Here is a 12,469-nt window from a genome sequence, read left to right as displayed (position 1 = left end):
TGTCGCCGTCCTTACCATGCTCCGGTGCGGTTCCGTGAGAGGCAGGGGGGTGGATTGAGTCGTGAAATCCAAGGATTTCCAAATGAGCGCGGATACGTCCCGGTTGGCATTGGAGTGGCAAGTCTGGCTGGTGGAGAACCTCGCGCTGGGGGTGACGCGGGAGGAGGCCTGTCGCGCGTTGATGGGTGTTGGGGTGGGTGAGGACGTGGCGCGGGAGGAAGTGGCGCGCGTGGAGGCGCATCCCTTCTTCCAGGCGTGTCAGCGGTTGGGGCGCCGCTACGGCTGGCTGGAGTCCGTCATGGATGTCTACAGCACGCTGCACCGGCAGTCGGGCGGGCACGCGGCGCTGGAGCGGCGGGAGGGCCTGTCCGCGGACGAGTTCTTCACGCGCTACTACTTCGGCCACCGGCCGGTGGTGCTGACCGGGTTGATGAAGGGCTGGCCCGCGCTGGAGCGCTGGACGCTGCCATACCTGGCGGAGCGGGTGGGCGACGCGGAGGTGGAGGTGATGACGCGGCGGGAGTCGAACCCGGACCACGCGCCCGAGCCGGAGAAGCACCGCGAGGCGATGCGCTTTCGCGACTACGTGCACCGCGTGGCGACGGGGGGCACGACGAACGACTACTACATGGTGCCGCGCAACGAGAACTGGCAGCGCGACGGCTTCAAGCCCCTGCGCGACGACGTGCGCGCGCCCCAGGGCATCATCGACGCGGAGCTCCGCCCGGACATGATGACGCTGCTCTTGGGCCCGGCGGGCACCGTCACCCCGCTGCACCACGACAACATGAACGTGATGCTGGCGCAGGTGATGGGGCGCAAGCACATCAAGCTCATCCCCTCCTTCCAGCGCCACCTGATGTACCCGCGCTATGGGACGTTCAGCCACGTGGACGCGGCGCGCCCGGACGCCGAGCGCTTCCCGCTGTTCTCGGAAGCGCACGTGGTGGAGGCCGTGCTGGAGCCCGGGGAGCTGGTCTTCATCCCCGTGGGCTGGTGGCACTGGGTGCACGCGCTCGACGTGAGCGCGTCCGTCACGTTCCACCACTTCCTCGTGCCCCAGGGGAACACGTACCTGCCCACGCCGCTCTAGCGGCGCGTGCTCAGTCGGACGTCTCCACCAGCAGCACGTGGTGCGTCCAGCCGTTGCGGGCATCGCGCGCGAGCCACTTCTGCCGCTCGTCGCGCAAGGCCACGGCGGGCGCGGTGCCGCCGCGGATGCGCTGGCGCACGCCGTCGAAGAAGCGGCCCGCGGCGTCGGGGATGTCCACGGTGGAGGCGAGCACCGCGCGCGCGCCCGCCTCGATGAACGCGGCCGGCAGGCTGAAGGGCTCGTGGGTGGTGGTGGAGGCCAGCCGCCCCGCGCTGCACGCCGCGAGGAAGACGAGCGGCGCGCCCGCCAGCTTCTGCTGCCGGACGATGTCCGCCGTCAGCGCATAGCGGCCGTTGCCCTCGGGCGTCAGCACCACCAACGCGGCGTCGGAGAGGACCGGGTCGCTGATGCCGTGCGCGTGAATCTCGATTTCCGTCGCATCCGACATGCCGGAGAGCACGCGCGAGGGCGTGGCGTCCGGGCCCGACAGCAGCTCCAGCGCCGTGGACTCTGTCTCGGTCGACGGCGTCCACGGGGGCAGCCGGGGCAGTTGCAGGAGCGCGGGCGCCTCCACGCTGGAGACCACCAGCCGCCGGGACGAGGGCGCGCCGCCGGGAGGCGGGACGGTGCGGCCCATGCGGAAGCTCCAGGGCTGGTCCGAGGGCAGCAGGTCCGTGCGCCCGAAGACAGGGGCCCAGGCCAGCACGTCCACCTGGGGGCAGCCTCGCAGCGCCTGCCGCACCCGCTCGGGAATGAGCTGCGCGCTGGGGCTCTCGGCGAAGGGCGCCTTGCGGTCTCCCTGGTAGTCGCCCACCAGCTCGCCGTCCGGTCCGCGCGCGACGGCCACGGAGCGCTCGCTGTGCACCGCTGCGGCCAGCGCGCACTTCGCGGGCACCTGCGTCTCCAACTGCGCGGCCATCAACTCCAGCACCCGCGCCCAGTCGCCGGTGCGCCCCGCATCGGTGACGAGCGAGGAGTAGCTCAGCGTCCACGACTCGCGCGCCAGCACGTCGGTGGACGGCAGCTTCCGCGCGTCCTCGATGGCGCGCGTGAGCAACTCCACGCCCCGCTCATGCTCCCGGTCCAGCGCGAAGCGGCCCTCGATGTAGCGCGCGTACACGGCGTCGCCGGGCATCGGGTTGTTGACCCGCGCGACGTCGAACACATGGCGCAGCCGCTCCGCGTCCTTCGGGTCCGGACGCGCGCGCGCCATCTCCGCGAACGTCGCGCCGAACATCAGGTCCAACGGCGCCTGGGGGCACGCGGCGGCGGCGGCCAGCGCGTCACGCGCGGCCTCCGGACGCAGCGCCAGGTAGGACGTGTGGGCCCGATTGATGTTCGGCCAGTAGCAGGGGTCGATGCGACCGCCGCGCGCGGACCACTCCTCCACATAGGCGAGCGCGCTGGAGAAATCGCCGCGGTCCCTCGCGATGTGGTTGAGGTTCTCCAGCGCCGTCAGCTCCAGGTCCCACTCCTGGAGCTGGCGCGCCCAGGACCAGGCGGTGCGCGTGTGCTGCTCGGCCTCCGTCAGCCGCCGCAGGTCCGCGTAGAGGATGCCCAGGCGGCCCTCCAGCTCCACGCAGCGCACGGAGAAGGCGCCCTCGCGGCAGCGCTGGAGCGCGTTGAACAGGCGCTGCTCGGCCTTCCACCACTCCCCGTCCGCCACCTCCTTGCGGGCCCGCTCGCGCTCCAGATAGAGGCTGAACCAGGAGTCCTGGTCGCGCTGGGTTCGCGACTCCAGGTCCGGCAGGTAGCGCAGCGCGGCCTTGTTGTGCAGCGCCAGCCCGACGAAGAGGTCGTCCTCACTGGAGGCGCGCACCATCTCCACCAGCGACTCCGGCGCGGCGGCGCGCTTGCGCACCGCCTCCGCGTAACTCCGCGACAGCTCACCCCGGCGGGCGAAGTCGCGGGACGACACGCGCGTCACATAGTCCCCGAGCGAGGAGCCGCCCTGGATGCGGTCCAACTCCCGCGCCAGCGGCATCAGCGCCAGCACGCGCTCCTTCGACGGCGCCGCGCGGACCACGTCGTAGAAGTGCTGCCGGACGACCCCCGGACTCTGACGCGCTTCCTGGAGGGGCAGCGGCGCCTTCGCGTCGTCCATCAGCGCCAGCGTCGCGTCGCGCGCGCCGCGCCACTTCCTCGCCCGCTCCAGCGTCTCCTCGCGCAGCGTCAGCGCGTGCGCCTTCGCCTCGCGGCTCCACCCCTGCTCACCGAGCGCGGCCACCTTCTCGAAGGTCTCCGCCGCCTTCATGGTGAGCCCCATGTCGCGGAGCACCAGCGCGCGGTTCCACAGCGCCTGCGGGTGCTGGGGCTTCGTCGCCAGCACGCCATCCAGCAACCTCAGCGCCTGCTCGTGGGCTCCCTTCGCCAGGTGCACGGCGGCCAGGTCGCTGTCGCGGTCCGGGGATGACGTCATCCGCTCCAGGAAGGAGCCGGACTGGTTCCACTCGCCCTGCAGGCCGTACGCGGCGGCAATGCCCGCCCAGTCGCCCTCCTCCTCCAGCCGGGCCAGCTCTTTCAACGGAATGGGCTCGGGAGGAATGAGACAGCCACCCGCGGAGACTCGCGGACGGTAACGGTCGGCTTCCGGGTAGGTGAGTCGGGCCTCGATGCGCGCGGACGCCCGGCGCTCGGCCCAGAATCGCGTCTCCACTCCGTTCCCCCCGGACGGTGTGCGCGCGAGCAGGAAGGTGACAACGAGCACGGGCGCGGCCAACGCCAGGACCAGGGCCTTGTCGTACGTCGACTTCAACATGCTGCCCCCTCGGGCGCCTCCCCCAAGCAGCCGCCCACGCGTTGGGTTCTACACCAACCCTCCTGCCTCCGCCGACTTTCGACGGAAAGCAGACACCCCTCCCCCAGGGTGCGGACGTTCGGGAGTCCACGTCCGTCTCGTACGAACGGACATGCCGCCGAATCCTCGGCACCGGTGACGCAGGTCCGGATTTCCCATGCAACGGCGGACGTGCGGGACGACGGCGCGTCCCAAGGCCGTGGAGCATGCGAGCACGACACGACGCGAGGTGGCTCGCGCACCCACCCGCGACGCGGCGCTCCATCCCCCCAGAATCACTGCGCGATGCGGCAACCGGCGAGCGAGCACGAAAGCGCCGTGCCGCTTTGCTCCCCACCGGGCGAACGGACGAGGGCGCGCACCCCTGGGGGTTGGCAGCCAGTCATGAGCGGGAAGTAGCACGCCCGGCCGGGTGTCCCCATGCGCCAACCCGGAATGAAAGGACCTCGTTTGACCGCATTCCTTCGACTCGCCGCCCTGGTGTTGCTGGTTCCCTCACTCGCCTCCGCGGAGGTGGTGTGGAAGGGCGACTTCGAGACCGGAAACATTTCGCAGTGGACGCGCTCGCAGAGCGTCTCCAACAGCCGTCTTCAAGTGGTGACGGACATGGTGCGCGAAGGCCGCTATGCCCTGAAGGCCACCGTGCGCCAGGGCGATGACCCCATCGGCGCCAGCGGCAATCGCAACGAGTTGCTCTACATCAGTGAGGAGAAGGCGGGCTCCACGTACTTCTACAAGTGGAGCACGCTGTTCCCGAAGGACTACCCCCTGTCGGACGGGTGGCAGGTCTTCGCGCAGTGGCACCAGGAGGGCTGCTGTGGCTCGCCCCCGCTGGAGTTCTTCGTGAAGGGCGACCAGATGTTCCTGCGCGTGGGCGGCTCCGAAGGTCCCATCCCCTGGCAGGGCCCGCTCTCCCGGGGCTCGTGGCACGACTTCGTGCTCCAGGTGAAGTGGTCTTCCAACGCGAAGGTCGGCTTCGTGCAGCTCTGGCACAACGGCAAGCTGGCGCTGCCGAAGACGATGGGCGCCACGCAGTTCGGCAGCGAGATGAACTACCTGAAGCTCGGCCTGTACCGCGAGGACACCATCCAGCCCGAGGCGAGCGTGTACCACGATGGTTTCACCATGAGCACCGCGCTCGAGGACGTGATTCCCCCCGCGCCGGTGCCCGAGCCCGTGCCGGAGCCGACTCCCACGCCGACGCCCGTTCCGGAGCCGACTCCCACGCCGACGCCGGACCCCTCGCCCACGCCCACGCCCACCCCGACGCCTACCCCGCCTCCGGTCATCACCGTGCCCACGCTGCCTGGCACCGGCACGCCGAACGTCGGCGTGGTGAACAATCCTGGCGATGGCACCAACAACCCGATGTCCGACAGCGGCGCGCAGGGCTGTGGCGCGTCGGCCACGGGCGGCGCTCCGTTCGTCGCCGCCACCGCGCTCCTGGCCATGGCCACGCTGCTGAGCCGTCGTCGCAAGCCCGCGCCAGTCCGCGCCCCCCGGCGCTGAGATGAACCGGCGGACCTCTTCTCCGCCGCCTGGAAACACGAAAGCGGGTCCGTTCCTCGAGAGCGGACCCGCTTTTGTGTTTCCAGCGCGTGCGCGGCGCGAGCCGCCCGGACGTCAGTGAGCGCCCTCCACCTTCACGCCGGGATTGGCGCGCTGGAGGAGGAACACCAGCACCAGTGAGCACGCGAAGATGGCGGTGAGCACGGTGAAGTTGGCGTTGAAGGCCCGCACCAGCGCCTGCATGTTGATGCGCTGGCTGAACAGGCCATAGGCGGCGGCCAGGGGGTCCGTCACCCGCGCGGCCACCGTGGCCTTGAGGGCGGCGAGCTGCTCCTGGGTCACCTGGCTGTACGGGTCCACGTGCGACGCGAGCGCCGTGGTGTTCACCTTCGTCAGCCGGTTGAGCGCGCTGCTCATCCACGCGGTGCCGATGGAGCCTCCCAATTCGCGCGTCAGGTTGAAGAGCCCCGCCGCGTTGCCGCGCTGGTCCGGCCGCAGATTGCTGAGCGCCATCACCGACAGCGGCACGAAGATGAAGCCCATGGAGCAGGCGCGGATGAAGACGGGTGTAATCAGCGCCGCCTCGTCCGCCGTGCTGCTCAAGTGGCCATTGGTCCACAGCGAGAAGCACATGCCGACGATGCCCAGGCCCACCAGCCACCGCCCGTCCAGTTTGCCGCCGAACTTGCCGATGAGCGGCATCAACAACACCTGGATGAAGCTGCCCTTGAGGAACACCAGGCCGATGTCGAGCGCCGAGTAGTGCATCACCGTGCCGCAGAAGAGGCTGAAGAGGAACGAGCCTCCGAACAGCGCCGTCCCGACGAGGAAGTTCACTCCCGTGGCCGCCGCATAGGAGCGATTGGCGAAGACCCTCAAATCCACCACCGGCTCGGGTGTCTCCAACTGGTGGACGATGAAGGTGATGAGCGCCACGCCCGCCACCACGGCGAGCACGGTGATTTTCATGCTGTCGAACCAGTCCTCGCGCGTGCCCTCCTCCAGCACGAACTGGAGCGCCGCCATGCCCACCGCGAGCAGGGCGATTCCCCACCGGTCCACGCGGGCCGTGGAGGGCGCGAAGTCCTCCTGCTTGATGTGACGCCACGCCATGAACGCGGCGAACAGGCCCACCGGCAGGTTGATGAGGAATATCCAGTGCCAGCTCGCCACCTCGATGAGCATGCCGCCCACCGTGGGCCCCAGGAGCGGCCCCGTCACCGCGCCCAGGCCGAAGAGCGCGCCGGCCATGCCGTGCTCCTTCTGTGGATAGCGCGCGAAGAGGATGGCCTGCGACGTGGGGATGATGGCGCCACCCCCCATGCCCTGGAGGATGCGGAAGGCCACCAGCGACGGCAGGTCCCACGCGAGGCCACACAGCACGCTGGCCGCGGTGAAGATGAGGATGGACGCGGTGAAGTAGCGCCGGAAACCAAAGCGCCGCTGGAGCCAGCCCGTCATCGGGATGACCACCACGTTCGCCATCATGTAGCCGGTGGACACCCAGGCAATCTGGTCCAACGGCGTGCCGAAGCTCGCGCGGATGTCGCTGAGCGCGACGTTGACGATGGAGATGTCCAGCACGGACATCAGCGCCGCGGCCATGGCGGCGATGGTGATGCCGGCCTTGGAGCCGGTGATGACGTCGCCCTTCACGACTAGTTGCTCCTCGTGTCCACGGTGACGACGGCGCTCATGCCCGGCTTGAGCGCCACCTGCGACTCACCGTCGAAGCGGATGAGCACGGGGATGCGCTGCACCACCTTCACGAAGTTGCCGGACGCGTTGTCCGGAGGCAGCAGCGCGAAGCGCGCTCCGCTGGCGCCGGCCAGGCTGTCCACATGGCCCTTGAAGGCGTGGCTCCCAAAGGCATCCACCTCCACCTCCACCGGCTGGCCCGCCTTCATTTCGCCCACCTGGTCCTCCTTGAAGTTGGCCACCACCCACACGTCGTCCTGCGGCACCACCGCCATCAGCGGACGCTCCGGGCCCACCATCTGCCCCACCTCCACCGTGCGACGGCTCACCACGCCGTCCACCGGCGCGCGCACCTTCGTGTAGGAGACGGCCAGCTCCGCCAGGTGCAGCGCCGCCTGGGCCTGCTTGAGCTTCGCGTCGGACAGCTTCACCGCCGCCTGCGCCGCCTGCACCTGCACCGGCCCCGTCTCCGCGGCGGCCAGCTTCCCCTGCGCCGTCTCCAGCCCACCGGAGGAGCCCTGCACCCCCGCCTGCGTGGAGGTCAGCCGCGCGCGCGCCACGTCCAGCAGCGCCTTCGCCTGGTCATACGCGGACTGCCGCGCGTCCAGGTCCGCCTGCGTCACCGCGCCCTCCGCCTTCAGCGTCTTCACGCGCGTCATGTCCGCGTCCGCCAGCTTGAAGCGGGCCTCGGCCGCCGCCACGTCCGCGTGCGACTGGTCCAGCGCCGCCTTGGACGAGCTGATGCCGCTGTTCGCCTGCACCACGCCACCGCGCGCCTGGCGCAGGTTGGCGCCGGCGTTGACCTCCGTGAGCGCCAGCTGCGACTGGGCGTTGGACGCCTGGGCCTCCGCGCTCAGCACGTCCGCGCGGGCCACCTCCAGCTTCGCGTCCAGGTCCGTGGAGTCCAGCTCGACGAGGACGTCACCGGCCTTCACCGCCTGGTTGTCGCTCACCCGCACCTTGGCGACCATGCCGGAGACGCGCGGCGACACGTTGGCGATGCGGCCTTCCACTTGCGCGTCATCCGTGGACTCGTGGCCTCGCGTCAGCACCCAGCGGGCGCCACCTCCCACCAGCGCCAGCGCGACGAGGGCGGGCAACACCTTCTTCGCTCGCGAGCGCGGCGCGGCGGGCTCCTTCACGACGGAGGGGAGGTTCTTCGGAACATCGTTGTCCTGCACATCCAGGGAGGGGGAAGCAGTGCTCATGGTGGTTCTCAAAGGTTCAGCGGGTCGATGATTTGGTGGCTAACCATCTGGACGCAGCGGCTCATCCGCCGAATCGGCAAAGGGGAATCAAGGGTTCAGGGGGTGGCTCACGGCTCCCGGAAGGCCGGGATGCCGGTGGAGACCTTGGCCAGCAGCTCGCGCAGGGTGACGCGTTCCTGCTCGTTCAACGGAGACATGAGCGCGGCGACGCGGCGGTAGTGCTCGGGGAGCATCCCTTCGAGCAGTTGCCGGGCCTTCGGCGTGAGGTGCACGGTGTACATGCGGCGGTCTTCCGGGTGGTCCTCCCGGGAGATGAGGCCGTCCTTCTCCAGCGTGTCGAGCAGGCCCGTCATGGTGGCGCGGCTCACACACGAGTTCTCCGCCAGCTCCGCCGGCGTGAGCCCTCGGCCGTCCTCCGCCTCGCTGGTGGAGAACAGCCGGACGAGCACGGTGAAGCGCCCCTTCGACAGCCCGTGTCGCGCCAGGCTGGCGTCGTAGGCGTCGGATAAATCGTTCGACAGGCGCAGCAGGGTGATGCACGTCTCCAGGCCGCTCGTGTCGAGCTGCGGGAAGCGCCGCGCCAGTCGCTGCAACCGCTCGAAGCGGGTGATGGGAGGAGGACTCACGCTCATCTCGATGCGCGGCGAAAAGATGCCGCCCCCAACTCGTAAGGCCCCTAACTAGTGGGCGCAATAGAAATCTGCGGGAGGGCGCCAGAAAGAGACAGGCAGGGCTGCTCGCCTGCCCGGGGAGTGAAGGCGAATCCCCAAGGGCCACGCGCACCGTTATGAAGGGGTGTGCTCGACGTGAAGGACCCCACCGTGCAGGAGGCGCTGCGCCGTGCTTCCGAGGAGGCCGGGCTGCCGGACTACCTGCGCAGTTGCGTGTATGGCCTGCTCAGGGACCCGGAGGGGGACTGGTCCCCCTGCTGCGGTGGAGGCTGCCAGCCGTGCTCGGCCACGCTGGCGGACGTGGCGGTGCGGACGCTGGAGCTGTTGGGCACACCCCGTCGCTCGCCCGTGCCCACGTGAGCGCGGGGACGCGCCGCTGACGTAGGCTCCGGGGCTTCATGAATCCCCTCGTCCATGCGGAGTTCTCGTGGCTGGCGGCGCAGGGGCTGCGCGAGCGAAGAGACCGCATCCTGGTCACCTGCGCGGGCCTGGCCCCGGACCTGGATGGGCTCACGCTGCTGGGGGGCGAGGAGCTGTACGTGCGCTATCACCACGTGCTGTTCCACGGCTACGTGGGGGCGCTCCTCACCGCCGCGGTGTGCATGGGGCTGGCGCGACAACGGCTGCGCGTGGGGCTGCTCGCGTTGGGGACCTTCCACCTGCACCTGCTCTGCGACCTCGCGGGCAGCGGGCCGGGGTGGCCCATCTACTACTACTGGCCCACCAGCTTCCGGGAGTGGTTCTGGCAGGGGCAGTGGAACCTCTCCTCGTGGCAGAACGCGGTCATCGGCCTCATCACCACGCTGGCGTGTTTCGCGTGCGCGCTGCGCTGGCGGCGGACCTTCGTCGAGCTGCTGTCCCCGCGCTGGGACGCGGAGGTGACGAAGACCTTGCGGCGGCGCTTCCTCGGGGAGCGCGAGGCGCCCGCACCCGGGAGCGCCGAGCGAAGTGGACCTCACGGCTGATGGCAGTCGCGCCGCAGCGCCTCCACCTGGTCCTGCGGCATGGCCCGCACGGTGGTGGGCGCGAGCTCGCGGAAGCGCTCGCACTTCTCCTTCGCATCGGGCTCCTGCTCCAGGGTCTGCGTGGCCACCTGCGCGGCCTGTGCCGGCTCGCCCTTGCTCTGATAGAGGCGCTCCAGCATGACGTGGGTCGCCTCGGGCTTCGGGTTCTCTTCCAGTTGTCGCTTCGCGGCGACAATCGCCTCGTCGACCCGCCCCTGGCGCTCCAGCTCCGCCGCCTGCTCGAGTGACGCGGTCTCCGTGCAGTAGGGGAGCAGCTCCTTCACCTTCTTCGACAGCTCCGCCTTCTGCGCGTACAGCTTCGGGTCCGCGGACCGCCAGACCTCGCAGCGCGTGGCACGACGCTCGCCTTGCATGAGCGTCGACACCCGCTCGGTCACCTGGGCCGCGTCCTTCGGGCGTCCCGCGCCCTCCAACTGCTTCGCGAAGTCCAGGTGCGCGAGCGCATCACTCGAGTCGCGATAGGGGCTCACCTCCAGGTGCTTCTGGTAGCTGCGCACCGCCGCGTCCACCTCCCCCACCGACAGCTCCGTGCGCGCCAGCTCCCGGTTGGCCTGCGGATGGACCGGGTTGAGCTCCACCGTGCGTCGCAACAGCGGCAGTCGCTGCGCCTCGTCCTTCTGTCGAAGGCTCAGCTCCCAGTAGGGCCTGGCATCCTTCGAGCCCAGCTCCACCTGCCGCTGGTAGATGTCCAGCGAGCGCTGCCGCAAGTCCCCCCGGGAGCGCCCCTGCGGTGACTCGCGAAACGACGTGTTCCAGTACGCCTGCGCCAACGCGAGCTGCACGTCCTGCTGGTTCGGGTTCTCGTTCGCCGCTTCCTCCAGCAGGGCGATGGCCCTCGCGCAGCGCGCCTTGTCGAAGCCATCCGAGGGACAGTCCCGCTGCGCCAACCGGATGCCCTCCTTCGCCGTGGGTGACAGCGTGGCGGGCGTCGCCACCGAGGGCTTGGGCGCCGCGGACGACGGGACTTGTGCCAACACGGGCGTGAGCACCCCCCACACCGCGACGAGTAGAACCTTCGCGCTCATCTGCCCTCCTTGCTACCGCTGGATGTGGACGTGGTCCGCCGCCGGGTCATTGCAGTCGAGGAACGTCACCGGCCCGTTCTCCGTGAAGCTGTCTTCCTCGCCCACCACCCGGATGCCCGCGAGTTCCACCAGACACATGAGCTGCCGCGCATCCCTGCCGGGCACCACCATGGAGCGCGGGTCGATGTCGAGCGCGCGTCCCCGGGTGTGACGGCTGTTGATGGAGCCCGAGCCGATGAACCGGTTGCGCTGCGGATTGCGGAACGCGCTGGTGATGAAGGGCTCCACGCTCACCGTCGCGACGCGGTTGTTCGCGGTGGTGTCGGCCCGCCGGTTCGGCCCGGCGAGGATGGGCCCCGCGCACAGGCCGCCCACCCGGAGTCCCGCGCACACGTCATCGCCGCTCGGCGTGGTGTCTCCCAGGGGCCCGAGCATCAGCACCGACCCCCCGGCCGATACGACCACCGTCGCGGGGCTCCTCGTCACCGTGCCCACCGGCACCACCTGCACATCATCCTTGAGGAGCTTGTTCAGCTCGGTGTCCACGTCCTGGAGCAGCTTGTCCAGGTCGCCCGGCGTCTCCTCGGCGACGAGCGTGTAGTTGCCCCGGTTGAGCGTCGTGTTGCCCGGCACGCGGATGTTGGCCAGCGTCGGCTGGAAGTCCGTGTCGTAATCCACGTACTCCTGTCTCAGCGTGTCCGTCTCGTCCTGGCGGAGGAACGAGGACGGAGGCAGCTTCACCTCCAGCCCGCGGCCATCCTCCAGGTCGAGCACGCCCAACACCTCGTACTCGAGCGGAGGGTTGGGGTCCCGACTGCCCGCCACCGACTGCGCGGACTTGCCTCGGAACGTCAGCTCGGCGCCTGTCGCCGTGGCGGGCTCCGCGGGCCCGGTGCGCGTGCCCACCGGCGTCACCGTCCACTTGATGCGGTCCACCAACCCCGCCTCGCCGCCCGTGACGCGCGCGCGGACCACCAGCTCCTCGCTCGTCACGAACGACGTGCGCGGAGGCGTTTCCTCGCGGCGCGTGAAGGCCTCGATGATGGCCAGCGACACCGGCTCACCCCCTTCCGGCGTGGTGACTTCCACCAGGGGCGGAGGCTCTCCACTGCCCCCCGTGCCCGTCGGGTCCGACTCGCTCCCGCACTTGCAGCTCGCGACGAACGCCACCAGCGCCAGCCCCCACCACCGTGCCTTCCTGTTCATGAGCGCCTCCCCCCGCCGCCCTGAGCTCGGGACAGCCGTACAGCGGCCCGCGCACTTTCACCCGCGCCGCGCCGCGTGCCAGGGACACACGCCTCGGCGCTGTCACTGACCCGACGCGCCGGAATCCAATCCCTCACTGCTCGACGATGCGCCCGCCTTGAAGGGCACCCCTCGTCGCACGGTCTCCCAGCCCTCGAAGGCACACCGCCCGTGGCCTCCACGACAGGACGCGCGTGC

10 protein-coding genes are annotated in these 12,469 nt (G+C 70.0%); 4 read left to right on the top strand and 6 right to left on the bottom strand.

Translation table 11 applies throughout. The features are described 5' to 3' along the window. Positions 1-82: 82 nt before the first annotated feature. Entirely contained in the window at positions 83-1,093 is a 1,011-nt protein-coding gene (locus FJV41_RS16635; RefSeq protein WP_141643477.1) for a cupin-like domain-containing protein, read from the top strand. A 10-nt stretch (positions 1,094-1,103) separates the two neighbouring features. Here the strand turns inward: FJV41_RS16635 and FJV41_RS16630 are convergent, their stop codons facing one another. Beyond that, positions 1,104-3,851: a CHAT domain-containing protein gene (locus FJV41_RS16630; RefSeq protein ID WP_141643476.1), complete on the bottom strand. Its 2,748-nt coding sequence runs from the start codon at positions 3,849-3,851 to the stop codon at positions 1,104-1,106. Positions 3,852-4,340: 489 nt separating this feature from the next. On the opposite strand from FJV41_RS16630, the gene FJV41_RS16625 reads away from it, so the two are divergent. Further along, complete coding sequence (locus FJV41_RS16625) at positions 4,341-5,399, top strand: polysaccharide lyase family 20 protein (protein ID WP_141643475.1); 1,059 nt, start codon at positions 4,341-4,343, stop codon at positions 5,397-5,399. Positions 5,400-5,513: 114 nt separating this feature from the next. On the opposite strand, the gene FJV41_RS16620 is transcribed toward FJV41_RS16625, so the two are convergent. The 3 genes from FJV41_RS16620 to FJV41_RS16610 form a co-directional block, all read right to left on the bottom strand. Continuing rightward, positions 5,514-7,055, bottom strand: a complete 1,542-nt coding sequence (locus FJV41_RS16620) for a DHA2 family efflux MFS transporter permease subunit (RefSeq protein WP_141643474.1) — start codon at positions 7,053-7,055, stop codon at positions 5,514-5,516. Positions 7,056-7,057: 2 nt separating this feature from the next. Further along, entirely contained in the window at positions 7,058-8,305 is a 1,248-nt protein-coding gene (locus tag FJV41_RS16615; protein ID WP_141643473.1) for an HlyD family secretion protein, read from the bottom strand. A gap of 107 nt (positions 8,306-8,412) precedes the next feature. Next, positions 8,413-8,937 carry a MarR family winged helix-turn-helix transcriptional regulator gene (locus tag FJV41_RS16610; protein ID WP_141643472.1) on the bottom strand — a complete coding sequence of 175 codons (525 nt, stop codon included), beginning with the start codon at positions 8,935-8,937 and terminating at the stop codon, positions 8,413-8,415. 165 nt (positions 8,938-9,102) lie between these two features. Between FJV41_RS16610 and FJV41_RS16605 the strand changes: the two genes are divergently transcribed. Beyond that, positions 9,103-9,336, top strand: a complete 234-nt coding sequence (locus FJV41_RS16605) for a hypothetical protein (RefSeq protein ID WP_141643471.1) — start codon at positions 9,103-9,105, stop codon at positions 9,334-9,336. Between the two features lie 38 nt (positions 9,337-9,374). After that, positions 9,375-9,941: a metal-dependent hydrolase gene (locus FJV41_RS16600; RefSeq protein WP_141643470.1), complete on the top strand. Its 567-nt coding sequence runs from the start codon at positions 9,375-9,377 to the stop codon at positions 9,939-9,941. Here the strand turns inward: FJV41_RS16600 and FJV41_RS16595 are convergent. Together FJV41_RS16595 and FJV41_RS16590 are read right to left on the bottom strand one after the other, a co-directional pair. Continuing rightward, positions 9,932-11,026 carry a tetratricopeptide repeat protein gene (locus tag FJV41_RS16595; RefSeq protein ID WP_141643469.1) on the bottom strand — a complete coding sequence of 365 codons (1,095 nt, stop codon included), beginning with the start codon at positions 11,024-11,026 and terminating at the stop codon, positions 9,932-9,934. The genes FJV41_RS16600 and FJV41_RS16595 overlap by 10 nt on opposite strands. A gap of 12 nt (positions 11,027-11,038) precedes the next feature. After that, positions 11,039-12,232: a D-Ala-D-Ala carboxypeptidase family metallohydrolase gene (locus FJV41_RS16590; protein ID WP_141643468.1), complete on the bottom strand. Its 1,194-nt coding sequence runs from the start codon at positions 12,230-12,232 to the stop codon at positions 11,039-11,041. Positions 12,233-12,469: the final 237 nt, after the last annotated feature.

Source organism: Myxococcus llanfairpwllgwyngyllgogerychwyrndrobwllllantysiliogogogochensis (assembly GCF_006636215.1).
Classification (GTDB): domain Bacteria; phylum Myxococcota; class Myxococcia; order Myxococcales; family Myxococcaceae; genus Myxococcus; species Myxococcus llanfairpwllgwyngyllgogerychwyrndrobwllllantysiliogogogochensis.
This window is presented reverse-complemented; position numbering and strand designations above follow the sequence as displayed.